The sequence below is a fragment of the Cytophagia bacterium CHB2 genome (assembly GCA_030263535.1).
Lineage (GTDB): Bacteria > Zhuqueibacterota > Zhuqueibacteria > Zhuqueibacterales > Zhuqueibacteraceae > Coneutiohabitans.
Map to the genome: position 1 here is coordinate 1 of SZPB01000005.1, position 24776 is coordinate 24776.

General features: G+C 53.1%; 20 protein-coding genes. 3 read left to right on the top strand and 17 right to left on the bottom strand.

All coding sequences use genetic code 11. The features are described 5' to 3' along the window. Together FBQ85_01240 and aroC are read right to left on the bottom strand one after the other, a co-directional pair. The coding region (locus FBQ85_01240) for a shikimate kinase (protein ID MDL1873789.1) at window positions 1-419 on the bottom strand (419 nt) is incomplete at its 3' end. Further along, window positions 389-1573, bottom strand: a complete 1185-nt coding sequence (gene aroC / locus FBQ85_01245; GenBank protein MDL1873790.1) for a chorismate synthase — start codon at window positions 1571-1573, stop codon at window positions 389-391. The genes FBQ85_01240 and aroC, both read right to left, overlap by 31 nt. Window positions 1574-2003: 430 nt before the next feature. Here aroC and FBQ85_01250 point away from each other — a divergent pair, with 430 nt between their 5' ends. After that, window positions 2004-3254, top strand: coding sequence for an MFS transporter (locus FBQ85_01250; protein ID MDL1873791.1), 1251 nt, complete (start codon window positions 2004-2006; stop codon window positions 3252-3254). Between the two features lie 17 nt (window positions 3255-3271). Here the strand turns inward: FBQ85_01250 and FBQ85_01255 are convergent, their stop codons facing one another. After that, complete coding sequence (locus FBQ85_01255; GenBank protein ID MDL1873792.1) at window positions 3272-3526, bottom strand: hypothetical protein; 255 nt, start codon at window positions 3524-3526, stop codon at window positions 3272-3274. Window positions 3527-4075: 549 nt separating this feature from the next. Here FBQ85_01255 and FBQ85_01260 point away from each other — a divergent pair. After that, a complete protein-coding gene (locus FBQ85_01260; GenBank protein ID MDL1873793.1) occupies window positions 4076-7207 on the top strand; it encodes a hypothetical protein in 3132 nt (1043 codons plus the stop codon). Between the two features lie 149 nt (window positions 7208-7356). After that, a complete protein-coding gene (locus FBQ85_01265) occupies window positions 7357-7983 on the top strand; it encodes a response regulator transcription factor (protein MDL1873794.1) in 627 nt (208 codons plus the stop codon). A gap of 142 nt (window positions 7984-8125) precedes the next feature. Here the strand turns inward: FBQ85_01265 and FBQ85_01270 are convergent, their stop codons facing one another. The 14 genes from FBQ85_01270 to FBQ85_01335 all read right to left on the bottom strand — a co-directional run bounded on the left by FBQ85_01270 (window position 8126) and on the right by FBQ85_01335 (window position 24770). Beyond that, complete coding sequence (locus FBQ85_01270; GenBank protein ID MDL1873795.1) at window positions 8126-8398, bottom strand: hypothetical protein; 273 nt, start codon at window positions 8396-8398, stop codon at window positions 8126-8128. 6 nt (window positions 8399-8404) lie between these two features. Next, on the bottom strand, window positions 8405-8842 hold the full coding sequence (locus FBQ85_01275; protein ID MDL1873796.1) for an acyl-CoA thioesterase: 438 nt from the start codon (window positions 8840-8842) through the stop codon (window positions 8405-8407). Then, window positions 8843-9874 carry an RNA-dependent DNA polymerase gene (locus tag FBQ85_01280; protein ID MDL1873797.1) on the bottom strand — a complete coding sequence of 344 codons (1032 nt, stop codon included), beginning with the start codon at window positions 9872-9874 and terminating at the stop codon, window positions 8843-8845. It abuts the gene before it with no gap. Continuing rightward, complete coding sequence (locus FBQ85_01285; protein MDL1873798.1) at window positions 9846-10253, bottom strand: hypothetical protein; 408 nt, start codon at window positions 10251-10253, stop codon at window positions 9846-9848. Before FBQ85_01285 ends, FBQ85_01280 begins: the two co-directional genes overlap by 29 nt. A gap of 136 nt (window positions 10254-10389) precedes the next feature. After that, the gene (gene avd / locus FBQ85_01290) at window positions 10390-10785 is read right to left on the bottom strand and encodes a diversity-generating retroelement protein Avd (protein ID MDL1873799.1); all 396 of its coding nucleotides are present in this window, start codon (window positions 10783-10785) and stop codon (window positions 10390-10392) included. A 213-nt stretch (window positions 10786-10998) separates the two neighbouring features. Further along, window positions 10999-14100 (bottom strand): NACHT domain-containing protein, encoded by a 3102-nt coding sequence (locus tag FBQ85_01295; protein MDL1873800.1) that lies wholly within the window; start codon window positions 14098-14100, stop codon window positions 10999-11001. A 193-nt stretch (window positions 14101-14293) separates the two neighbouring features. Beyond that, the gene (locus FBQ85_01300; protein ID MDL1873801.1) at window positions 14294-15751 is read right to left on the bottom strand and encodes a DUF5050 domain-containing protein; all 1458 of its coding nucleotides are present in this window, start codon (window positions 15749-15751) and stop codon (window positions 14294-14296) included. Window positions 15752-15955: 204 nt separating this feature from the next. Further along, on the bottom strand, window positions 15956-16378 hold the full coding sequence (locus tag FBQ85_01305; GenBank protein MDL1873802.1) for a hypothetical protein: 423 nt from the start codon (window positions 16376-16378) through the stop codon (window positions 15956-15958). After that, the gene (locus FBQ85_01310) at window positions 16356-16640 is read right to left on the bottom strand and encodes a hypothetical protein (protein ID MDL1873803.1); all 285 of its coding nucleotides are present in this window, start codon (window positions 16638-16640) and stop codon (window positions 16356-16358) included. The genes FBQ85_01305 and FBQ85_01310 overlap by 23 nt, the downstream gene beginning before the upstream one ends. A gap of 126 nt (window positions 16641-16766) precedes the next feature. Continuing rightward, window positions 16767-17825 (bottom strand): ABC transporter permease, encoded by a 1059-nt coding sequence (locus FBQ85_01315; protein MDL1873804.1) that lies wholly within the window; start codon window positions 17823-17825, stop codon window positions 16767-16769. Further along, the gene (locus FBQ85_01320; protein MDL1873805.1) at window positions 17826-18584 is read right to left on the bottom strand and encodes an ABC transporter ATP-binding protein; all 759 of its coding nucleotides are present in this window, start codon (window positions 18582-18584) and stop codon (window positions 17826-17828) included. A 318-nt stretch (window positions 18585-18902) separates the two neighbouring features. Next, window positions 18903-20330, bottom strand: a complete 1428-nt coding sequence (locus FBQ85_01325) for a sialate O-acetylesterase (GenBank protein MDL1873806.1) — start codon at window positions 20328-20330, stop codon at window positions 18903-18905. A 395-nt stretch (window positions 20331-20725) separates the two neighbouring features. Then, window positions 20726-24082 (bottom strand): hypothetical protein, encoded by a 3357-nt coding sequence (locus tag FBQ85_01330; protein MDL1873807.1) that lies wholly within the window; start codon window positions 24080-24082, stop codon window positions 20726-20728. Window positions 24083-24095: 13 nt separating this feature from the next. Continuing rightward, entirely contained in the window at window positions 24096-24770 is a 675-nt protein-coding gene (locus FBQ85_01335; GenBank protein ID MDL1873808.1) for a DUF459 domain-containing protein, read from the bottom strand. Window positions 24771-24776: the final 6 nt, after the last annotated feature.

The window sequence follows — 24776 nt, forward strand, 5'->3', positions numbered from 1 at the left end:
ATGAAGAGCGGGCGTTCTGCCGGTGGCACACGGCTCAGCATCGGGCGGTTGACTTCATCCTTCAAGCGGCGAAACAATTCGTCGGGATGGCAGCGCAAATAAATCACCAGACCCTGCGCCAGAACCGGCCAGGCGCTTTCTTGCGCCGGCGTACCGCCGCCTAGCGCAATCACGGTTTTGTGATGCGCGAGCAGGTTTTGCAACAACCTCACCTCCACTCCGCGAAAATAAGGCTCACCGCGCTCCGCAAAAATTTGCTCGATCGGCATGCGTTCGTGCCGCACAATTTCTTCATCCAAGTCGATGAAGCGCCAACCAAGCTGCAACGCCAGCAAGCGTCCAATCGTGCTTTTGCCGCTTCCCATGAAGCCAACCAAAAAAACGTGATTTATCGGTTTTGACGTAACCAAGCTGTCCATCGTTCGTGAATTTCCTGCATCGAGTCGCCGCCGAACTTTTCAAGCATTGCATCCGCGAGCACCAGCGCCAGCATTGCTTCGCCGATGACGGCGGCAGCCGGCACGGCGCAAACATCCGAGCGTTCGATATGCGCTTCTGCTGGTTCTTTGGTATGAATGTTAACTGAATCCAGCGGCCGCATCAAGGTTGAAATCGGCTTCTTTGCGACGCGCACCACCAGCGGCTCGCCGTTGGTGATGCCGCCTTCCAAACCGCCGGCATTGTTTGACGCCCTAAAATAACCGCGTTCGTCCGAATAGTAAATTTGATCGTGAACCGCGCTGCCCCAGTTTCGCCCCGCATCAAAGCCATTGCCGATTTCGACGCCCTTGATTGCCGGAATGCTCATCATGGCTGCGGCCAAACGCGCGTCCAGCCGGCGATCCCACTGCACATGACTGCCGAGTCCCACCGGCAGATTGAGCGCGGCAACTTCGAAAATGCCGCCTACCGTATCGCGGTTTCTTTTGGCTTGATCGATAAGCGCAATCATTTGTTTCTCAGCCTCGCCATCGAGGCAGCGCACCGATGACGCTTCCGTGCGAGAGGCGATTTCCGTCAGCGGCACATCAAAATCAATCTTGCCGATATTCATAAAAGAATAACGGCTCTGCGCTTGTTGAATCTGCACAACATGACTGATGATCCGAATATCAAAGGCTTCGAGGAATTTTCGCGCCGCCGCGCCGAGCGCCACGCGCATCGCGGTTTCACGCGCGCTGGCGCGCTCCAGCACATTGCGCAAATCATCGGTTTGATATTTGACGCCGCCGGCAAGGTCAGCATGCCCGGGCCGGGGAATTTCGACCGGCGGAATTTGGCTGGTGACGGGCGTGACCGACATCTTGGTTTGCCAATTCTGCCAATCGCGATTCTCGATGTGCAGCGCCAGCGGCGTTCCCAAGGTTTTGCCGAAGCGCACACCGCTGAGGATTTGTGCGTAATCCTGCTCGATGCGCATGCGGCCGCCCCGGCCATAACCCTGCTGCCGGCGATGAAGCTGCTGCGCGAGATAAGCTTCATCGATTTCCAAACCGGCTGGCAAACCTTCCAATATACCGACAAGCGCCTGGCCGTGCGATTCACCGGCGGTAAAATAACGTAGGTGGCTCATGAGCACATCAGCAATTCAACGAGTATCTGAATTTTGCGCGCGTTTTGCGCCCACCTCCGCCTGCGATTGAAATCGCAGGCTAAGTTTTGTAATCCGTCTGAAGGCGGATGTCGCCCAACGGTGAGAGGCGCATTCATGCGACTTTCACATCTTGGCCTGTGGATTCATCCACAGGCACAATGCAAAATTCAGGGAGTAAACAACGTTTTTTTGGTTCGGACAAAAGTACTGATTTGTGTTCTCGAAAGCAAGGTCGGGCTTGCGCCCGGGCATTTCCGTCACTACATTCAAACCAGCAACGAACCTGATCACCGCGTGCGTATGCTGACTTTTTATTGCTGATCCCTGAGTTCAAAAATCAATTCATCTCCGTGAGATTGCAACACGCGGCGGAGCGACCTGCCGGCGGAACGGTCACTCAAAAAAATTTATGGCCGACACCTCAACAATCGAAACGCAACCCGACTCTTCATCCATCAAAAATTCAACGCTGCGGCCCGGCGCCGTCATTGCGCTGATTGCCTCGATGCTGCTGGTTGGCACGAGTTTCGGCGCGGTTGCGCCGTTGGTGTCCTCCCTGCTGGAAACGCGCGGATTCAATGAATATTTTACCGGCGGCGTTTCTGCCATGCTTGCGGTGGCAATTGCAGTATTCAGTCCCGCGGTGGGCAAACTGGTGGAACGCGTCGGCTCGCAACGGATCAACTTTATTGGATTGCTTGGCCAGGCGCTCGGGTTTGCTGGGCTTGGACTCGCACTCGCCTACTATGAACCGCTGCTTTTCTTGGTGAGATTTGAGTTGGGCGCGGCGGCAAACATGACGTTCATCGCCGCCGAGGTGGCGCTTTTGCGCGGCGTCGCCGCGGCGATTCGCGGCCGGGTGATGGCAGCTTACGGCTCGTCGCTTGCCGTCGGCTTTTCCTCAGGAGTGTTCTTTAGTGACTGGGCTTATGATCGTATCGGATTATGGTGTTTCGGCCTGGTTGCAGCGGCTGCTCTTTTCATTGCGCCGATTGCCTGGTGGGGCATGCGCGGGGCGATTGGAAAACCCTCTCCTCACGTTGCGTCACAAAATTCAGATGTTCCTGCTTCTCCTCTTGCGTGGCGGAGCTTATGGCTCAGCCTGTTCGGCGCAATCGTGTTCGGCGCGCTCGACATGGCCATTGCCGGCACCTATCCAGTCGAGGGCCAGCGCCTTGGCTTAACGCGCAGTGAGGCCATGAATATTGTCGGATTCACTGCTTTGGGTATGGTGTTCAGCCAACCACTTTGCGGCTGGCTTGCGGATAAATTTGGCGCACGCAAAACGTTGACTGGCATCGGCATATTTGGAATTCTCTGCTGTATTGCTGCCGGGGTGCTAAGCCAGAGAGTTCTTGCCGGAGAAAAAATCTGGGCGACCGTGGCGTTCGTCGGCATTGGCGTGGGCGTGGGCGGCACTTATCCTGTCAGTTTAAAAATTCTCGGAGATCGCACACCAGCGGACAAATTACCCATCGCCAATGCGCGCTTTTCGATGCTCTACGGCTATGCTTCGCTGTTCGGACCCATCCTGTCGGCGTTCGCGATCGATGTGATGGAGTCATTCGGCTATCTCGGCTGGGCGGTGCCGGGCTTATCCGGCGTGACCATGGCGATCTTGCTGGCGTTGGTGATGTGGGATCGAAAATTAAATTCATGACGGCTGTCAAGCCCAGTTTAACGCGCTGTTTCCAGCGCAGCCGCAGAGCCCGATTTCTCGTGCACACCAGGCTGTTGCAGAATGTCCTGAATATCCTGGAGCATGCCTTCGATCTCGTCCGGGTAAGCGCCGAAATCCTCCTCCAGGCGCTTGGGAGAGACATGCGCCATCACGAATTCCAAGCATTGCTGATAAAGCTCAAGCTCGGACTCGGATACTTCCACATCGAAGAGCAGAACGTCCGCAATTTCTTTTTGCCTTTGCAGTTTCATGATCAACTCTCAAATTTTGATAAAATTTTTACGGCAGTTTTTGCCAAAAGCCCTTTTTCACTTTTCGTTCGCGCGTTTGCTTGGTTGTTCTAAAACTCATGAGATGCTTTTCACCCTCAAAGATGTGTGTACGGCCATTGCTGCCGATATAAATTATGCGTCCGTCTCTTTGTAGATACGTTTCGACAGGTTTTTCTTTGTCTTGGAAAGCTTGAAGCGTTGGCCGATCACCGCTACGATGGCGTTCTTGCCCATGAATTGTGCGGCTCTTCTTTTTTCACCCGCCATGTCTTTCCTCCTCAATTCAGCGCTGCATAAGTATAAGAAAACTGTTCATACATAGCAATAGGCCATTTGTGAGATTACTTCACGCCACGACCGGGCGGTTTCGCTATTTGTGGAGAAACAACCTTGACTTCTTGTTAAAATCCTCTTCGCCATCGCCCGTCGCTTGCCGGTATAATCTCACAGTGCAAGCAGCACCTAACAGGGTCTTCTCAAGCTCCAAAATCATCGATGGATGTGAAACGGCTTTGGCGGTGAATTTCCATGTTTGCAGAATCATTTCGAAATGGCGCGGCAAAAGCGCTGATGGCGGGCATTGGCATGCTTTCCACCTTGCCAACTGCGGATGCGCCGGCGCAACCGCGTGAGTTCAAATTCGAGCATGTTTCGGTCGAGCTGGGCTTATCGCAATGCTCGGTCGGCGCCATTTTTCAAGATCGCCAAGGCTTCCTCTGGTTCGGCACCGCAGACGGACTGAACCGTTACGATGGCTACAGCTTTAAGCATTACAAGCACGATCCCGGCAACAGCAATAGTCTCTCGCACAACAACGTGTCGGCAATCGCAGAAGATCGGGAGGGGATGCTGTGGTTCGGTACGGTTGAAGCAGGACTCAACAAATTCGACCGCAAGAGCGGCACGTTCACGCGCTATCGGAATAATCCTGCCGATTCCTCCAGTCTTTCGGGTGATCATATATCAAATCTTTGTCTTGACGCCAACGGCGTGCTTTGGATCGGCACCTTTGATGGTTTAAATTCCTTCAATCCCGAAACGGAGACATTCGCTCGTTACCGGCACGATCCGCAAAATCCGCAGAGCCTGAGCCATCCCTATGTCCGGCGCATTTATGAAGATCGCGCGGGCACACTCTGGATTATTGCCGGGTGGATATTGCACAAGTTTGATCGCGCCGCCGGTTCTTTCAGGCGTTATGATTTTGGTCTGCGCAAGACGGACGATGGCGTAATGGCGCTTCACGAAGACAGCCGAGGCACTTTTTGGCTGGGCACCGCGCGCAGTGGGTTGATGATTTTTGATCGCAACAATGAGCAGGTCACACATCATTTTCAACATGACCCTCGCGATTCCAACTCGCTGTTGGATGATGAAGTCGTGGCGATTTGTGAAGACGTTACCGGCGCATTGTGGCTGGCCAACCGCGGCGGTGTGAGCCGGTATGATCGCGCCACCGGCAGGCTTTCGCGCTTCCGCTACGATCCGAAAAATCCTGCCAACATCAGTTTTGGCAATTGCATCAGAATCAATCGCGACCGTTCCGGCTTGATGTGGTTTGCCACCGATGGCAGCGGCTTGAGCAAACTCGATCCGCGCCCGCCCAAATTCGCGCATCTCAAACATGAGTTGGGTAATCGCAACAGCCTCAGCCTGGGCCTGCCGAAAGCAATCTGGGAAGATCACGAAGGCGATTTGTGGATCGGCATGATCAGCTCCGGCGTCAACCGCGTCAATCGCCGCAGCGGAGAAATCACCCGTTATTCACATGATCCCACCGATCCACGGACGCTAAACGCGACCGACGTCGTAGCAATTTATGAAGATCGTGAAGGAATCCTGTGGTTGGGAAGCCAGGGCTTGAATCGCTTCGATCGTGAACATGAAACCTTTGCAAATCCGCACAACGACGAAGGCCGGCGCCTGGCCCTGCCCCGACATACTGCTGATGCGATCTGCCAGGATCAAGAGGGCAAGATTTGGGTCGGCGGCAATGCCTTGAGCATGTATGACAAGCAAACCCTGCAAACCATCACCTACGAGCATCAACCGGATGATCCCGCCAGCTTGAGCAGCATACCCGTGACCGTTGTTTATCAAGACCGGCAGGGCATTACGTGGGCCGGCACGCAACGCGGCTTGAACAAATTCAATCGCGCCAGCCAAAACTTCACACACTATTTTCACGAGCCTGCGAACCCGAACAGTCTGAGCAACGACTACATCAAAAGCATTTTTGAAGATCGCGACGGCAATCTTTGGATTGGCACAACCGATGGTTTAAACAAGCTCGATCCCGAGAGAAAAACGTTTACGCGCTATCATGAAAAAGAGGGGCTACCCAACACCTTTATTTACGGCATTCTGGGCGATGATAATGGCAATCTCTGGTTGAGTACCAATGGTGGCATTTCGAAACTTGATCCCGTCTCCGGAAAATTCCGCAACTACGCCTTGAAGGACGGCCTGCAATCACGCGAGTTCAACACCGGCGCGTATCATCGCAGCAAACGAACCGGCGAAATGTTTTTCGGCGGCATCAATGGCGTCAATATTTTTCATCCGGATTCGGTGAAAGACAGCTCGTTCCTGCCGCCGATCGTGTTGACGGATTTCAAAAAATTCGATCTGCCGGTGAAGCTCGACATTGATATCGCCAATGCCACCAAGCTCAAACTCGATTATGAGGAGAACGTCTTCTCCTTCGAGTTTGCCGCATTGGATTATACGCATCCGGAGCATAATCAATACGCCTATATGCTGGAGGGCTTTGACAAAGATTGGGTGTATTGCGGCGACCGCCGCTTTGCGCGTTACACCAACCTCAATCCCGGCGACTATACCTTTCGTGTCAAAGGCACAAATCACGACGGCGTGTGGAATGAGGCGGGCGCGGCGCTCACCCTCACCATTGTGCCGCCGTTTTGGATGACGTGGTGGTTCAAAATATTAACGGGCGCAAGCGCCCTAGCCGCGGCTGCCGGCGCAGCGAAATATATTTCGGTGCGGAAATTCCAACGGCGTTTGGAAGCGATCGAGCGCCAGCAGGCCTTAAGCCGCGAACGCGAGCGCATCTCCAAAGACATGCACGATGAGTTGGGCGCGAACTTGACCAAAATCGCCATTCTCGGCGAGTTGGCGCAGCAAAATTTGGCCAATCCCCAAAAACTGCGCACCGACTTGCAGAAGATCTCCGCCACCGCGCGCGCCACCATCGACAGCATGAGCGAGATTATCTGGGCGATCAATCCGAAGAACAACTCGCTCGACAATCTGGCGGCATATCTGCGCAAATGCGCGGCAGATTGCTTCGAGCTGGCGGCGATAAACTATCGCCTGCATTTTCCGGAGGCCGTGCCCGGCCATCCGATTTCTGCGGAGTTCCGCCGCCATGTTTTTTTGGTGGTGAAAGAGGCGATTCACAACGTGGTCAAGCATGCCAGGGCAACGGAAGCCGAGCTGCAGCTCAACTCCCATGATCATACGCTCGAAATTTTTATCCGGGACAATGGACGAGGCTTTGCACCGGAGACCGTCAATGGCTGCGGCAACGGCTTGTGCAACATGAGCAAGCGCATGGTGGATATCGGCGGCGAATTCGCGATTCAATCACAGCCGAACGGAGGAACGCAGGTGAGGATTTGGGCGAAGATCAATTGATTTCGGTCAAATCCAATGCCGTCACGGCGACTCGTGCGCGGCAACCTCCCTACTACTTTCGTGTGATTGATCGGCAGCGCAATCTTTCTATTTTTGAAGTCACCCGGATGCAAACAGTTGTGCCTGAATCGTCATTTGTGCACAGTCATATGCCCATCAACGTCGCCATCGTCGAAGATATCGACGACATTCGCAACGGCCTGGCCTATCTCATCAACGGCTCTGAGGGTTTTCGCTGCGTGGCCAAGTGCAGCAGCGCTGAAGCCGCTTTGGAGGAGTTAGCGGCTCAGGAGGCGGATGTCGTCTTGATGGATATCGAGCTGCCGGGCATGTCCGGCATCGAGTGCATTCGCCGCCTCAAGTCGGATTTTCCCGAATTGCAGATCATGATGCTCACGATTTACGAAGACGACGACAAAATCTTTGATTCCCTGATGGCCGGCGCCAGCGGATATATTCTGAAAAAGACGCAACCTGCCAAGCTGTTGGAGGCCATTCAAGACCTGCACAACGGCGGCTCACCCATGTCCAGCCAAATCGCGCGCAGAGTTGTGCAAATCTTTCAACAGATGCGAGCGCCCGCAAAGGAAATGGAACATCTCTCCAGGCGCGAGCAGGAAATTCTGAGCTATCTCGCCAAGGGATTTTTGTATAAAGAAATCGCAACAACTCTCGGCATCAGCGTCGAAACCGTGCGTACCCACCTGCATAAAATTTACGAGAAGCTGCACGTGCATAACCGCACCGAAGCGGTGTTGAAGTATTTGCAGAAGTGAGGGTTGTCGTCACGCTTTTTGTTTGTAGTTGCGCCTTCAGGCGCCCCAACTATGCTTTTCAAAAGCAGCCAAGTGCCCCTCCTCTTTCCCCCCTCGGTCAAAAATACAACGTTCGTGTGATTGAATCTCCAAGTGATTTCACTTACATTGCGCCAGCAACTTCGCAGGGAATCTTCGTGATCGCAACGCCACGGTTGCGTTGTTGGGTGACCCATAAACACATCTCGAAACGCCACGACTGAAGTCCCGGGGGTAAGTGGCGTTTCGAGTTTTGAATCAATACTGCGGCATTCGCGAAAAGATCATATGAGTTCTGACATTCAAGTTCGATAAGGTTCAGCCACGGCTTGGCCGTGGCTTGACCATAGTGGATGCCGTGGCCGAGCAAGCCGGAATTACCGATCTTGACTGTCAAAATTCACTAAAACCTCCTCCCCTCCAGCGCTTCGATTTTTTTTCGAATCTCCTCCGGCAACAGCGTCTTGCGGTTTTCGCGATAGTCGAACGCCACCAACTCTGCCGTGCCTTCAGCGGAGACTTTTTGCAGTTTGCGGCTCACCAGGCAAATTTCCATGGTAAAACGATCTTCTTTGATTTCAGAAATGCGCGTGCCCACCGTCACGGTGTCCGGATAGGTCAAGGCTTTGCGATAGCGGCATTGCGTGTGTGCGAGAATCGGGCCGACGCCGGTTTTTGCCATGATTTCGTTAAAACCAATGCGCTCGAAATAAGCCATGCGGCCGCATTCGAAATAGCGAAAATAGACGATATTGTTCACATGTTGAAAAGCGTCCATCTCGCCCCAGGCAACGGGAATTTCGATGATGACGGGATAGTTCTCGAGGAGGTTGCGTTCCATTCATGCTCCATTCGACAAAATCTTGCTTCGTAGGCCAATGGTGTTGGCGTAACGCACGTGGTTTACCCAGCCCTGCACACTGGCGGTGATCCTTGCCAGCGGAATTTGACCGGAATCATGCTGCGCAAATAGGCTACGCAGGTTGCGATGAAAATGAATCCCCCGGCGCCGTTTCAAGCGGCGATGCTGCGGGAAGACAATAAAACCCAAGAATGAAACGCCCTCATGCACGGGACGCGGATGTGCGCCCGCGTGCATTGTTAGCCGCCGCTGGTCCAAACGTTGCTGACTCAGGTCTTTCCATTTCCACAAAGTCTCTTTGTTATTATCAAAAAACAAAATATCATCGACAAATCGCAAATAACCCGTGCAACGCAACTCACGCTTGACAAAGTGATCGAAAGAGTTGAGATAAACATTTGCCCAAAATTGGCTGGTGAGATTACCTATCGGCAGGCCGCGCGGACGATCGACGGCAAACAAATCGTCACCGGCAAAATAAATCATGTCATAGGCGTCGCGCAAAACTCCTTCGCCGCTGGCGAGAATAAGGTCGATCAGCCAGAGCACGTTCGCATCATGAATTTTCCGGGCAATCGAGCCGCGCAGAATGGCGTAGTCGATGCTCGGAAAGAACTGGCAGACATCGCACGGCAAAACATATTTGAAGCGTCGCGCGAACTCCTGGCAGCGGTCGAGGGCGCGATGCGTACCTTTGCCGACGCGATTGGCATAAGAATCATAAATGAAGCTGCGTTCGAAGATCGGCTCAATAACATTACAAAGCGCGTGATGAACCACCCGGTCACGGAAGGGCGCAGCGCTGATCAACCGGCGTTTCGGCTCGTGAATGAAAAAGTTCTCGTATTTTCCCGGACGATATGCCTGTGACAGCAATTCATCCTGCAAGCATAACAGGTTTTCTTCCAACAAATATTCAAATGAGGCTACATTCGCCTGGCCGCGCTTGCCTTTACTCGCTTTTTTAGAGGCCAGCAGCAGGTTATCCCAGGAAGTTAGTTGCTTGAACATTGGGGACGCTTTCACAAAATGGTGGGAGCCACGAAAAAATTGCCCCGTTCTGTTTTCGCCTGTGCGAACGAGAGAACGGGGCGGTTGTTATTTGCCCGGCGCCGTTTTGACGGCGACGCGGCCCGGAACCGGCTCCGCCATTTTTCGTCTCGGCCGTGAATCCCGCCGCAGCGAGACGCACCGCAATTCTGACGGTGAAAAATGTGAGCGCCGCCACACGAAACCCGATGTTGTTGTTCCAGTTGTTCGGATTGTTCCTGTTGCGGTAGGCGCAGCGCACGTTCCGATGATTGTTGTTGAACGCGCCGCCGCGCACCACGCGGGCGCGGTGAACCGGCCCCGCCCTGCATATGGCAAGGGGCAAATGGCAAGCCGCCATAAACTCCGCGCTCTTACATACTCTTTCTCATACTCTCGCTCGCCGTTGTTTCTGAAAACGAGTAAGAGTATGAGTGGAGCATGAGTAAGAGCAACCAAGCCCAAGCCCTTATTTGCCATTTGCCTCTTAGCCCCCTTCACCTACTCTTTCCTTCCCCTTGTTCTGCTTCTTTCGTCTTTTTTTCGCCTTTCGTCGTTTTGTTCCACCCGCCAAGCAAACGGCCGATCTCTGTAACCATTTCCGCGACATGCTGATACTGTCCGGCGGTCAGCCATCCCCACTTCACACACAAACGCAAATACAGGCGCACGCGCGAAAGCGCCTCATCTGCGCGCGCCAGGCGCTCCAGCCGCGCTTGTTTTTCCATGCGCGCATTTGCCTCGTCCAAACGCTCGCGCAAATCGAACGCGGCATCCAACAAGCGCTTGGTGGCGCTGTGGCGGTGTGCGCGCGGGAATTTGTTGGTCGCAGGCAGCAACCACGTCAAAAAATCGAAGGTGCGGGTGAAGATGGGCATCTCTTGATAAGCCATTCGATCTCCTCAATGATAATATCAAACAACCGCCCGGGCGCTCAGTTTTTACGATTGCTCATGCCCATAAACACCAATCTCTGTTTGAAAAAAGTGCCCGGGCGGTGCAGGGTCTCATTTTTCAAAAAAAATTTGCCAAAAGGGGGCGCGCCCCCTTTGGAATCCCCCCAGAGTACAGGTATCCAGAGTTTCAGAAATCAGAGTTTACAGAGATCAGAGTAATAGGAGCGCCGCCACACGAAACCCGAAGTTGAAGTGCCAGTAGTACGGATAGTGCCCGCTGCGGGCGGCGCAGCGCACGCTCCGACGATTGTAGTGGAACGCGCCGCCGCGCACCACGCGGGCGACATCATCAGGAGCATTAAGTCGCTCACGTTTCTGGCGTCCACCTTTCTCATTCGGGTAGGGATATTTCTCCCATAAACTACGCGTCCATTCCCAAACGTTCCCGCTCATATCCCAGCAGTCAGACGGGCTGACACCGGCAGGAAAGCAACCCACCGAACTGGTGGCGCCGATGCCGGTAACATTATAGTTTGCCACGTTGGGATTCGGTTTATCGCCCCAAGGATAAATCAATCCTTTCGTTCCACGGGCAGCCTTTTCCCACTCAGCTTCGCTAGGCAAGATAATACGGCCGTTTTGTTTTTGCAAGAGCGTTGTCAGCGGCGATGGCGTTTCGGGCCAGGTGCGCAGCTTTTCGGTGAGCCAATCGCAATACGCCATGGCCTCATGCCAGGTCACATAGACCACGGGATGATTGGGCAAGCCGGATAGACACCTCGGGTCTTTCGGTTGATGCTTGTTGTCTTCGACAAAAGCTTGAAATTGTGCGACCGTGACCGGATAGCGCGCGATATAAAAAGCCGGCAGCGTGACTTTGTGCTGCGGGTATTCATCGTCAAAAGCATCTTTATCTTTTTTCTTGTCACTGCCCATGAGAAATTCACCTGCAGAAATTTCAACAAAGCCGAGCAGAGGTTCATCAGGCAAAAACCAGGCATCAGCGCGAAAGCGAGGGTCGCCGAGACGGGCGAGGCTGTTGCCGGCGTGGCTGCGCTCGACGGCGGGAAAATCTGTGTGTTTTAGAATGGAGATGAGCCATTGCTGCACGCGTTGCACCTTGGCCTGATTACGTTTGCTCACGCGCGTGAGATCGGCAATCTCTGCCAAAGCCTGTCCAGCCAGATGCGCGCCCCAAAACTCTTTGCCGGTACTGGCCGCGTTGGGCAGATCGTAGCACAGCGCGTCCACCAATGACCAAATGGTCGAGGCCGCGCCTCGACTGGCTTTGGCCCCGGCCAACAGCGTGGCTTCGCGCCAGCGGTTGGGATCGTTTTTCACCAACTGCGCCAGCAAGTCGGGAAAATCATGGTCCGTCAAATAACACGCGGCCAGGTATTCTTGGAACGTGCGGTGCGGAAACGTATGCACACCGCTGCCACGTGGCAACAACAACCCGGTACGATCGCGGAGATATTCCATCAGCAGCTTTTGTTTGACCTCCGGATTGTTGCTCAAATGCAACAATCCGGCTACGAGTTTTTCCTCCGGCACGTCGGCCGTGCCCACCAATTCGGGTTGTGCAGCATGCGCTTGATAGGCAAGTTCATTGAGCAGGTCGCGCATTTTCTGCCGGTCCACGCGCAGCCATTCCGCCAGGCTGGGTTGCAGAATTTTGGGATCGCCCTTCTCATTGCGCACGATTTTCGGGCTTTCCCATTTTTCCAGAAGCAGATCGACAGTGTCGGCATAAAGTTCTTCGCGCTTCTCAGGCAGCGTGCCGCTGCGCCAAGCGTGCAAGCTTGCCATCAAAGTCAACAAGAGCGGACGCTCGGCCAGTGCCTGCAGGCGATCATTTTTAAAGATGGCGCGTTTGAGCAGTTCGGCGTTGCCTTGCGCTTTTTCGGCATGCCAACCACGCAATGCGCCGATGTGGTCGTACCAGCGTTCGACGAAGCGGCGAATTTGTGCCGGGGTGAAAGACGCGAGCACAGCTTCCGTGAATCCGGGTAGTCGCCATTCCTGCTTTTGGTAGGCATAGGTGCGGCTGGTTAAGAGGAAGCGACAATTTTTGAAAGTTGCCGCAAAATCCGAGATGGCGTCTTTGATTTGTCCTCGGCGTTGCTCGGCCTCAGGCACCTCGTCGAGGCCGTCAAGTAAGATCAAACCACCCGTTTGCAGCAGTTCGTTTTTCAAAGCAGCGGTATAGTCTGCGAGACAAGCGGTTTCCAGCTCTGCTGCGAGAAATTGCCAAAGATGACTGGCATTGGCTTTGGCGCCGGCTGAGGGCAACCCCCGCGCCGCGAAATCGCGCAGAATCACGCGCACCGGCAACAGCGCACCGTGATCCCAAGCCTGCGGCTTGCTTTTCTTCTTCGTCTCTATTGGTTCATCCTTCTCCTCGTCAGGCAAAGGCGCGGTAAGCAACGTGAGACCAGCTTCGGCGCGGCGCAAGGCTTCGCCAGCCAGACACAGAGCAATGAAATTGACGAACGTGCTTTTGCCGCTGCCAGGATCGCCCAACAGTACGAGGCGCGGGTGACGGTTCAATAACTCCAGCGCGGATTGGCGTCGCGTTTCTTTTTCCGTTAAGTCCCCGCGCAACATGCGCTCATGCACTTCCGGGGTGAGCGTAAGCAAAGCGGTATAAACGGCATCGAGATGGAGATGCGCTTCGGGATCGTTGGCAACTTTGGGATCGACGCCGGCCAGGGAGAGCTGGCGGGCACTTTCAAAAAGGCGATTGAGGTAAGACTCGCGCAGATGCGCCAAATCGAAAGCCGGCTGGTCGGCATTGATTTGCGTTTCAATATAGGTTTGGGCATATACCGCGCGCGCACCCGGCCCCTGCGCGATCGCACCCGGCCCGATGAGCACGGCTTCGAACCTGGGCCAGTTTCCCAAGCGTTGCAATTCAGCATGCAAAGTTTGGGCGAACCACTCACGTTCCTTTTCGGCAAGCGCTTGCCGGGCAAGGGGCAGCGCGTCAAGCTTTTCGAGTATGGTATCAAGTTCGACGCGCAAATCCGGTTCTTCTGGTAACGCGGCTTCAAGCTCACGTGCGATTTCGGCTTCTGATTTCCAAGCTTCTATGCGGTTGGCGATGAGATTCGCGCCCACGCTGGCCAGCACGCCGCCAATTGCCAGCAACATGGCACGATCACCGTCACGAATCGCCTGCGCCACCGGCAACAATGCTGAGCTTGCCAAAAATGCATAAATCGAGTCGACGCCGTTTGCCAGCATGCGCTGTTTCCAATTGGCGAGACTGGCTTTGAATTTTTCCTGCCAGGTTTGCAGCGTGAAGGCCATGATTTTTCTCCAATAAAAGCATGGTTATAAACTCATGCCTTATTACTCAGTTTCGCCCAGGCAGCCTCGTTTGCAATTCGAAACATTCTTCAAGTCCGCCTAAACTGACCCACGATATACGGCTCGCAATAAAATGCGTGCAACAAAGTTATGATTATTCATGAAACATAGCCGATGTGCCAAAACCAGTTTCTTATTCCATCGCCGTATTGCTGACAAAAGCGATCTTCTTGCTGTCCGGAGACCAAGAAGGCACATTGATCGTACCCTGGCCGCCGTAAACGTAGGCAATCACTCGGGGTTGCCCTCCGCCAAAAGGCATCAAACGCAAATAAACCTGTTGATAAAAAGGATGGTCGCCCGGCGCGACGTCTTTTGTGTATGAGAGCATGACGATCCATTTGCCATCCGGCGAAACATGGGGAAACCAGTTGTTGAATTCATCATCAGTAATCTGCTCTTGCGCGCTGCCGTCCGGTTTCATGCGCCAGATTTGCATGGCGCCGCTGCGCACGGAGTTAAAGTAAATGTACTTTCCATCTGGAGTGTATTCTGAACCATCGTCCAGGCTCGGCGCAGTCGTGAGCCGCATTTCCTCGCCGCCTTGAGCCGATATTTTATAGATATCATAATCGCCCTCGCGTTCGGCGGTGTAGAGCAAAAATTTGTTATCGGGCGACCAGCCGTGCAAGTACGAAGGGCCTTTCGCTGTGATGCGCTTGGGCTTTCCGCCGGTCGCCGGCAGCGTGTAAATAATCGATTGATGGTTATCCTCCGCACTGTGATGGCTGATGCCAAGCATTTTGCCGTCGAAGGTCAACACATGATCATTGTTGTTGGCCGTCGCAAAATCGGAATTGATCTCTTCGGGTTCGTTTTTGGCGAGATCAAAGCGATAGAGTTTACCATTGTGATTGTAGATCAAAGCTTTGCCGTCCGGCGTCCAGTTGGGCGCTTGCAACGATGCGGGCGAACGATAAATGATCTTGCGATGGCCGCTGGCAATATCCAAAATTTCGAGATTGCTGCCAATGTAATCGCGATACGGCACATAGCCCTGCTTGGGCGGCACGATAATGCGCACGTCGCGGAAAACGGCCTGCTCGATGACATCCTTGTTGTGCGAGCAAACAACCAGGCCGGCGTACACTTCATCGCCCAGCGCCAATTCTGTGACCTGCTCGGTTGCGAAAATCTCGCCAAACCGCGCGACTGACATGATGTAGGTGTTGCCTTTTCTTTCTAATTGAATCACGTCTGCGCCGGTGACGGACGATCTCACTTCCTCGGTTGAATCGCCCTGGGCGCGCCGGAACTGCAAAGAGGTGAGGCCATCGCCATGTACCGCGACATTGACATGCGGCGCATCAGTACCAAAACTGGGGCGTATAATCCAGCCGAGTTTGCGATGCGGATCCACGCCTTCACCCAAGAAATGCGCGCGCGCCCGCAGAATAAAATCTCCCTTCATGCGCTTCCAGGCAAAATGAAATTCGTCGCGATCAAACCACATGTTCGCGCCGGAGCCGCTGAGGGTGTATTCCTGCTTTTCCGCGCCGTAGCTTGTCGAGCCGGAGTGCAGGACTTGACCGACGTCAGTCTGACCTTCAAACAACCCGAGGGCGTTTTGTTGAGAAAAGGCGGAATTCATGGTTGAGGCGCTTAAGAAAATTACAATCGCCGAAGTATTTACAAAACGGTGACGACTACTTTTGGAAGGCATAATTTTCTCCACAAAGCCTTTGAGAGATGGGATAAAAGCTCTTGTTGCCCTTCGCGTTGTTGTGTAAATGCGGCAACACCAGATCGCCGCCGGGCAACAGGCCAGTAAGAAATTCTTTTTATGTTTGGCGCATCAGGGCGCTGAGGGCCTGTAAAATTGCGTCTCAATCTCTTGAATAAGAAAAGGCAAATTGGGTTCAGTGAACGATAAATCGGGAGCGGGAATACGATGATGCTTGATATCAGGCGGAATGTGCTTGTGATGAGGATGAGTCGATTGCAAGGAGAGTTCGTTGGGATGAGCCTGGGAATCATACCAATAAAGTTTTTCGTCACCCCGAAAAACGGCATAGCTGTAATGCCTGATGAAGGATTCCGTTGTGAAATCAAGGGCTTCGGTAACTTCTAAACGAATACCCTCGGCAAACTGCACCTTTCCCACCAACCAGCAGTAAAACTTGCCCCGTCGTTGCAGAACCAGATTTGATGAGACGATAGATGAGGAGGTGGCCTGAATATCGTAAATCAGACTCTCATACCGGTTGAGGGTCCACATGATCAATCTTCAAGCTCGACAAGTTGGAGAACAGGGAAGATCGTACCAGCACTAAATTGCGGTAGGCTTCTTCACGATTTTGTTTGATTTCACAAGCGCCGGCCCATAAAGCAAAATCCGGATTGCCTGTATCTTCCAGCGAGCCGTTCATGTATGCCGTATAAAAATACTCTGAGAGAACGCCATACTTTTGCTCGAACACCTGGCAATCTCTCTCGGCGGCGTGCAGATCTTCCAATATTTCTTTAACAGTAAGATTCATGAGTCCCAACCTTCTTCATTACTGATCGTGACGGGCTATTCTAATAAGTTTTCCCGCAAAAAGCAAGTCACTGCTCTTCTCCTCCTCCGAGAATGTGTGCCCGTGCTTTTTGTTGCGCCACATTCCTCATTCCCACCGAAACGCTTTGACGGCAATAAACAGTGTGATCACGGCCCACACGGCCAGCCCGATGATTTGCGGAAGCACATCTATCAACGTTGCGCCGTCAATGGCAATGCTGCGCAGGCCGTCAGCGAGGTAACTGAGCGGAAAGAAATCCGTGATGGTGCGCGCAATGCCCGGCAGGTTCGAGCGGCTGAAAAAGACTCCGGAGAGCATTAACATCGGCAGGGTAATGATATTGGCGAGCGGCGCAACCTGGTCTTCTGATTTTGAAATGCCTGAAAGCGCGAATCCGATCGAAAGAAAAATGACGCCGCCCAGCACGCCGACGACCAGCATGTCAAACATGCTGCCGATAAAATGCAAATCAAAAAACAAAACACCGGCGCCGACCATAATCAATATTTGCGTCATCAGCAACAGCAAGCGTGTAGCCACTTGCGCGAAGATAAAATCATTGGTGCGCATGGGCGTTGCCAGCAACCGGCGGAGAATGCCGCGTTTTTTCAGAATCACAAAGCCGAATGCCACGCCAAAAACGCCGCTTTGCATGATGGCCATGGCCAGGATGCCCGGCAGCAGAAAGTCGATGTAGGTGAGATTGCGGCTGTTAACCAATTCCGTGCGCAGCCCGTGGCGCGGCAGATGGTTTTGACGAAAGACTAGCTCATCCAATGCACGCTGAATGATCAACGTTCCGGCTTGCGTCTCCTGTTGGCGCTCGGCGTTGAGATAAAGCCTCAGCGAGTCTTGTCCGATCGGCTGGAACGAAGCCGGAATGACGAGCACCAGGGCGCGTTCACCGTCTTTCAGTTGCGCCAGCTCATCTTCCTCCTTCCCCTCTGAAATCCGCAAGGCCTGAATCGGCCGCAGGGAATTGATCAGTGTCGAATCCTGCGAATGATTGACGATGCCGAGGTTGACCTGTCCGAGGCCATCGAATTTGACAAAGCTGAACAAAAATATCATAAACAGCGGCAACAACAATGTCCAAATAATGGCCTCGCGTTGCCGGATGAACATTTTAAAAACAGCAGCCATCAATTTTAATTTCAGGCGCATTTATTCGTCTCGCAGTGAGTGTCCGGTTAAATCCAAAAACACATCTTCTAAACTCGCCAGCCGTTCGACTCGTGCCTTCGAAAAGCCTTTGGCGAGCAGTTGCTGAATCAATTCTTGCGGCGGCGCGTTGGCAACAATCTTGCCGGCATCCATGATCGCCACACGATCACACAATTCTTCCGCCTCTTCCATGTAATGCGTGGTGAGTACGATCGTTTTACCTTCAGAACGAATGCGCCGGACGACGCCCCAGAGATGGCGGCGCGCTTGCGGATCCAGGCCGGTGGTCGGTTCATCAAGAAAAAGTACAATGGGATCGTTCACCAGCGCAGCGGCAATCGAGAAACGCTGCTTTTGCCCGCCGGAAAGTTGCGCGACATAGGCTTTTGCTTTATCCCGCAGCTCGGCTTCTTCGAGCAATGCCACGGCATCCACTTGACGGCCGTAGATTTCACCGAAGAGAAGCAACAGTTCTGTGAGCGTGAGCTTTTCAAAAAATGAGGAGGATTGAAGTTGCACGCCGATCATCTGTTTGACTTTTTGCGGCTCCCGCTGCACGTCAACACCGTTGAGCAGTACGCGTCCGGAATCGATAGGGCGCAGCGTCTCGATCATTTCGAGCGTGGTGGTCTTGCCGGCGCCGTTCGGCCCGAGAATGCCAAATACTTCTCCGCGGGTCACGCTGAAATTCACGCCGTCAACCGCTTTGAGATCGCCGTATTGTTTTCGTAAATCAAAAACTTCGAGAACAGCATTCATGGTTGCCTGCAATGTTTTCACCAAAGTGATATGGGCAAGTTATTTAAGCGAGAATTCTTAGCGCCTGTCTGAGAATGTTCCAACCTCGGCTCGGCGGAATTTGGAGGAGGCGTGCGTTCGTGAGAATTCGCAAGTTTTTAGGATTGCCATTCAAATTCTTTAAACCGCTAATCAACGCGAATGGTCGCTAATGCTTTTTAATCGCGATGATTCGCGTCTATTCGCGGTTGGAGATTGGGAAAGTTATTTAATCGTCGATCCTTAATACAACGGCCAAGCCGTTGCTAGAACATCTTTCAAAAAATGAAGTTTTGCCGGCTACGATTTCTTGACCGGCGGTGTATCAACCGGCCAATCATCCGTGCGGAAGAGATCCACTGGCAAGCCGGTTTTGCTGAATAAATTCGGCATGGCCGTATTGTTGAACCCGAAGCGCACGGCCACAGGATTTTTAATATCCTTATGCGAAACCACCACCGTATTGCCCTCGATCTTAGCCACGGCCGGCAGGAAATTCTTGTCCACGCCGGCAATATAAAACTCAGAGGGCGCGCCGCCTTTACTCATTAAGCCATTTTCAGCATGATCAAAATAAATGCGGATTTTACCGCTTTCGATGTTCATGCGGCTGTACCTCGGATTCTTGTACGTGAGTCCTGTTTTGCCGTAGGTTTCTGCCAAAGCCAAATTCGCCAAACGCAGAGCCACGTCGATCTTGTTTTTGGGATGAATATCGTTAATGTCATCGACCAGATCGCTGATGACAACCATGCCGGTGTTGGGATAACTCAGGCTTTTGGTTTGCGCCTCACGCAGCAATGCGCAGACATTTTCATGTCCATAGCCGGCAAACGGCGCAATCTGAACATAATAAAACGGAAAATCTTTTTGCCAGGCCTTGCGCCATGCGCCGATCATGGTCGTGAACAGCGATTGATAGGTGGCATACGTTCCGGTGTTGCTCTCGCCTTGATACCACAGCGCCCCGGCAATGGCAAAATTCGTGAGAGGATGGATCATGGCATTGTAGATATCGCCGGGTTGCACCGGCCACCAGCGCGTGACATTCACTTTTCCCGCCGCTTCCTTCAACGCCGGATCGTTCTCCACCAATTCCTTGGGCGTCCAGACTTCGGCCGGCGTTCCGCCCCAGTTGGAATTGATCAGACCGACCGGCACATTCAATTCCTGCTGCAATTTTTTGCCGAAAAAATACCCGATGGCGCTGAACCGCTTCATGTCTTCGGGATTGCAAACGCGCCACTCGGCGGTGCAATCGTCCTGCGGAAAATCCGCCGTTGATTTGGGAACATAGAATAAGCGGATCTTGGTGTTGGTGGCATGCGGCGCTTCGTCGAACGATTGTTGCAGCCCCTGACTGCCGCTCCATTCCATGTTGCTTTGGCCACTGCACAGCCAAACCTCTCCGATCATCACGTCTTCCAGCACGATCGCATTATTGCCATTGAGAATGATCTTGTACGGCCCGCCGGCAGCGGGTGTTTTGATCTTCACGCTCCATTTGGCAGTGCGCAAGCCCGTGGCGTGATAAATCGTCGTGTCCCAATCCACCATCACCCGGATCTTTTCACCGGGATTGCTCCAGCCCCAGAGATTCACTTCACTTTTTTGCTGCAACACCATGTGATTGCCGAGCACCGCCGGCAAGCGAATCTCAGAGAACCCGGAAGAAACGTGGCCAATGCAAAATGCCAGCAGCAAAACCGAAACAAGATTCTTTTTCATAGATAGAAACTCCCTTCTCTCACCATCTCGTTTAACGTTGAGGTTAAGATTACCTTGAAAAACATATCTGCGATGCGTTCCACGACAATATGAATTTGAAGCTGCGATCATGCAAAGCAACTGCGAATGAACGTTAAAAGACACCGAGAAGGTGTTTAACTTTTCAAACGCAGAGAATAAAGTGATGAAAGTTTTTCGCCCGCCGAAATGAAATCCCACTGAAAAGACTTTTGTTGGTTCTGTGGGAGTTCTTTTCGGTGGCGAACCATTTGAAGCTGTTTGAAGAGCTTCAGATTTCCGCTTGCCTGAAATTCTGGCGCAAAATATTAGCGTTCATTCGCGTCAATTCGTGGTTTGTTTTTCTAACGCCCGCAGTTTTTTGCTTCGTTTGATTTTTACTCCTCTGGCAATGCAACTTTCACGCCTGACACGCCGCTGCCGTCCAAATTGCGCAATCGCGCACAAGCGCCCCAGTTTCCCGTGCTTTGAGTGATTTTCAGCAAAAGCGAATTCTCGCCGGGACGCAGAGTAATTTCCACAATATCATCTCCCGGAGCAACCCCGCGGCTGGTGTGATGCGCGTGTATCAATTCGCCATTGAGCCAGACTTTGACGCCGTCATCGCTGCCCAATTCCAGGCGAACACGCTGCTCCCGCTCCGACCAGATTAGATTGCGTAAATATGCCGCGCAATTTTCACTCTCAAAGACGCTGGCCAAATCGAGCAGCCACGGCGCGTTGGCATTCATGCTCGCCGGCATGATTTGCCATTTAATCTTTTTCTGCCCGGCCTGTTCCGGCGGAAAAGCAAAATCGAACGCGTTCTCATCAGGATTGCCATACGGCCCGGAAACCAACCATTGCGTCATGAAATCCTCGAAACGCTCAATCTGCTGCAGTACGGCGCGCGCTTGTTGCAAATGCGCGAGCGTATCCTCTGTTGCGCTCTGCAAAATGTGCTGCAGCCTAGTTCTGGTCTCCGTCGGATAACTGCCGCTGACGGCGCCCGCAATTTTTACAGCAGCCATTTCAGCTTCTGCGCGCAACGCTTCATTTTTCATATAAACCATGGCGAGGTCCATTGCCTCCAGCGCTTTGACGTCAGCCAACCATCCCAAAATCATCTTCTGCTCCTCAGCATTGGCAGCCAACTCCAGCGCGCGCCCGAATTTTTTGATGGTATCGGGCGAGGGTCGATCACTTTCAAAACGCAACAGGCGAACGAAACCGCGCAGAGCCAAAATTTGATGGGTTTTGTTTGGGGATCGTTCGGCGACGGCAAGAAGATGATCGCCCGGCTCGGCAGAGGGCCATTCGGAGAGAGCATTGAGGGCCGCGGTTTTAATGCCGGCGGTGGTGTCCTGCAACGCATCCACCAAAACCGGCAACGCAGCTTTATCGCCGATGCTGCCCAAAACGTAGAGCAATGATTTCCGCGCTGGCGCATTTGTTTGCGGCGGGATTTGTTTGAGACGATTCAGCACGGCGGAGCCGTTGCGTTTTTCCAGCGGTGATAGCAACGCCACCGCAATGACGGCTTGTTGCAACTCGTTTCGTTCCGCGGCATTCGGCGCTTGTACCAACAATTCAACCAAATCCGGCAAATGATTTTCTTCTGCAATCACCCGCAATGCCCGAATGGCTTCCAGACGGACCGGCGCTTCGGGAGATTTGGCCATCTGTAGAAGCGTTGGCGCCGCAGCTTTGATGTGACGCTGCTTCACCGCGAGAAGCATTTCGACCTGCTCCTCGGGTGCGGCAGAGGCAAGGCCGGTGACAATCGTCTCATCGACATTGGGGCCGCTGAGGCGATAAAGGCTCTTGCGCGCACTCGCGGATTCCACGCTTTTCGTGGCCGCCGCGTTTGCCAGCAACGGCACTACGGAGGCATCGCCGACTTTACCCAGCGCTTGCAAAGCCGCAACGCGAACCTCAGGGTGCTGGCTTTGTGCCGCAAGAACGGCGGCCTGACGCACCACGGGCTCTGGTCTTTCCGCGAGTGAGAATAATAATTGAACCTGGTTGTCCGGAGACAAGCGCGGCAGGATGCGTGCAATCTCGGCAACACTTTCCGTCGCAGGAATTTCACTCACGAGATTCACGCCAAGGGTTTGCGTTTGTGCTTCGGGATTCTTGATCAAACCTAGAACAAATTCATTCACGTTTTCCCGGCGCGTCTGCACCAGGCCGCGCAACGCCGCGAAGCGGGTCGCTTCCGAAAATCGCGGCGCGTTGAGTTGCGCATAAATGGCGCGCCCTTTATCCATTTTGCCTTGCGTCAAAAACATGCTGGCACAATTCAAATACGCCTCGCAAACCAATGCTTGCATAGCGCCGGAGGTTTTATCTTTTGCCTCAGCCAAAATTTTTGCCGCTTTTTCTCCCCCAATTTTTCCCAGCGCGTTGATTGCGGCTGCCGCCGTCAACGTCTCAGAATTCTTCGCGAGCTTCCCCATCTCGGCAACCGCATTGGCATCACGGCGCTGGCCGATGGTATTGATGATGCCGAGACGAATTTTGCCGCTGCTTTTGGATAAAGCGTTGCGCAAGGCCTTATCGACCGCAGGATCAGGAATGCGTTCGAGCGCATATCGCGCCATATCCGAGGTGGAAGAGTCATGCAACAATTTGATCAATGTGGGGACTGAAGCTTTCCAACCGATAAGACTCAGTTGTTCACAACTGAACTGCTTGCCGGCGGGAGTTGCGTTGCCGGTTAGAATTTGCAGCAGGCGCGATTCGTTTTGTTGTTGCAGTTTTGCTGAAGAGGCCGCAAGCCGGAAGTATTCGATGAGATTCACCAATGGCTCACGGCTCTGGCCATACTCGTAGGTTTTGATTTTCTCAAAAAGTTGATCAATCTCGCCCGGCAAAAACGCTTCTTCAACTTCGAATGGCAGCGGCGTTGTTTCAACGGGCAAATCGCCGAGTGCATATTGAATACCATCAAGAAAATGCTGTAAAATCGCGGGGTTCCAGTAGATCTCGTGATTGTGGCCAAACGAGCTGTAAAACACCCGGCCCTCGCCAAAGCGGCGCACCCAACTGATGGGAATATCGCGATCGCCAAACCGCACGCCATTCGCAGCGCGATTCGTTTCATCTGCCATGTCGAGCGCGACCAAAACGCGAGCATTTTGCCGCAAGCTGCGCGACCGAATGCGGTAGATTTCATCGCGGATTGCAAAATTTTTGCTTTGAAATGCGGCCGCGAGCGGATGTGCCGGATCGGAGATTTTGATCATCCAGGTTCCGTCGGCAGTCCAGGGATGGCCATCGAAGTGTCCGCCCATCATATCAGCAGCTTCCGGCCAATTATAAAAATTATCCGTCGCGGCGTGAATGCCAATAATGCCTTTGCCGCTCTTAACAAATGCCATCAGACTCTGGCGCAGCGCAAGATCTTCGAAGATAAGTTGTGTGGTGCTGGCAAAAAGCACGGCATCAAATTGTTGGAGATTGTCCGGCGCAAACGCGGACATTTCGGCGCTGGCGACGGTTGTAAAAGCGCCGGTTTGTTTTCCGATCAGCTCCAGAGCTTTCGCCGCGTATGGAATCGCGCTGTGTTTGTAGCCCTCGGCGCGGGTGAATACCAACAGCTTGCGCGGCTGTTGCGGCTTCACGGAGGCGTGTCGCGGCGCGGCCTCTTCAATTTTTCGCAAATCTTCGGGAGGAATTTGCGTGAACGCCACGCCGGAGCAAAACACAACCAGGCAAAGCGCAAAACCTGTTTGGGCGCGAAATTTTGACATATTCAAATTTGAGTTACGGCTGCGTGATGATCTTCAGCATATGCTCGGCAACCAACTGATTGCCGGCTTCGTTGAGATGTACGCCGTCGTTGGTGAGAATGCCTTTTTCCTTGTTTTCTTTATTGACTTGCGCCAGATGATCCAAAAAAATCCGCCGCAAGTCACACAGCGGCAGGCCGTATTGTGCGCTCAACTTGCGGATGATTTGGGCAAACTTGTCCAAGTCAGCATCCAATTCGTTTTTGCCCGCAGTCTTTTCGCCGATGACGGCAGGCGTACACAATGCAACCTGAATGCCCTGCGCTTGCATCTTGCGAATTAGCGCGACATAAAACTTTTCAAACTTGTCGGGATCCGTGCCGGTGCCATGCGTTTTCTTGTGCCAGACATCGTTAACGCCGACGTAAACGAACACCCAATCCGGCTGCTGACGCAAGACATCTTCTTCCAGGCGCAGATACAAATCATAAACTTTGTTCCCGCTAATGCCCGCGCCGATCAATTGAAAATTCGTTGCTTTCTTTTCTTTGAGCATGTTGCGCATTCCATCAATATAACCGCCGGGCTGCACGCCAAGCTCGGTAATGGAGTCGCCGAAGAAAACGACTCTAACCAGTTTCGCATTCTGCATCGACATCAAGATCACACCCATAAAAAGTAAAATGATGAGGGCTGCCATTCTTTTCATGATCGA

Excerpts from the sequence above, each read along its gene's own strand:
- aroC (MDL1873790.1), bottom strand. The coding sequence starts at position 1,573 with ATGAGCCACCTACGTTATTTTACCGCCGGTGAATCGCACGGCCAGGCG.
- FBQ85_01250 (MDL1873791.1), top strand. The coding sequence starts at position 2,004 with ATGGCCGACACCTCAACAATCGAAACGCAACCCGACTCTTCATCCATC.
- FBQ85_01255 (MDL1873792.1), bottom strand. The coding sequence starts at position 3,526 with ATGAAACTGCAAAGGCAAAAAGAAATTGCGGACGTTCTGCTCTTCGAT.
- FBQ85_01260 (MDL1873793.1), top strand. The coding sequence starts at position 4,076 with ATGTTTGCAGAATCATTTCGAAATGGCGCGGCAAAAGCGCTGATGGCG.
- FBQ85_01265 (MDL1873794.1), top strand. The coding sequence starts at position 7,357 with ATGCCCATCAACGTCGCCATCGTCGAAGATATCGACGACATTCGCAAC.
- FBQ85_01275 (MDL1873796.1), bottom strand. The coding sequence starts at position 8,842 with ATGGAACGCAACCTCCTCGAGAACTATCCCGTCATCATCGAAATTCCC.
- FBQ85_01280 (MDL1873797.1), bottom strand. The coding sequence starts at position 9,874 with ATGTTCAAGCAACTAACTTCCTGGGATAACCTGCTGCTGGCCTCTAAA.
- FBQ85_01285 (MDL1873798.1), bottom strand. The coding sequence starts at position 10,253 with ATGGCGGCTTGCCATTTGCCCCTTGCCATATGCAGGGCGGGGCCGGTT.
- avd (MDL1873799.1), bottom strand. The coding sequence starts at position 10,785 with ATGGCTTATCAAGAGATGCCCATCTTCACCCGCACCTTCGATTTTTTG.
- FBQ85_01295 (MDL1873800.1), bottom strand. The coding sequence starts at position 14,100 with ATGGCCTTCACGCTGCAAACCTGGCAGGAAAAATTCAAAGCCAGTCTC.
- FBQ85_01300 (MDL1873801.1), bottom strand. The coding sequence starts at position 15,751 with ATGAATTCCGCCTTTTCTCAACAAAACGCCCTCGGGTTGTTTGAAGGT.
- FBQ85_01305 (MDL1873802.1), bottom strand. The coding sequence starts at position 16,378 with ATGTGGACCCTCAACCGGTATGAGAGTCTGATTTACGATATTCAGGCC.
- FBQ85_01310 (MDL1873803.1), bottom strand. The coding sequence starts at position 16,640 with ATGAATCTTACTGTTAAAGAAATATTGGAAGATCTGCACGCCGCCGAG.
- FBQ85_01315 (MDL1873804.1), bottom strand. The coding sequence starts at position 17,825 with ATGCGCCTGAAATTAAAATTGATGGCTGCTGTTTTTAAAATGTTCATC.
- FBQ85_01320 (MDL1873805.1), bottom strand. The coding sequence starts at position 18,584 with ATGAATGCTGTTCTCGAAGTTTTTGATTTACGAAAACAATACGGCGAT.
- FBQ85_01325 (MDL1873806.1), bottom strand. The coding sequence starts at position 20,330 with ATGAAAAAGAATCTTGTTTCGGTTTTGCTGCTGGCATTTTGCATTGGC.
- FBQ85_01330 (MDL1873807.1), bottom strand. The coding sequence starts at position 24,082 with ATGTCAAAATTTCGCGCCCAAACAGGTTTTGCGCTTTGCCTGGTTGTG.
- FBQ85_01335 (MDL1873808.1), bottom strand. The coding sequence starts at position 24,770 with ATGAAAAGAATGGCAGCCCTCATCATTTTACTTTTTATGGGTGTGATC.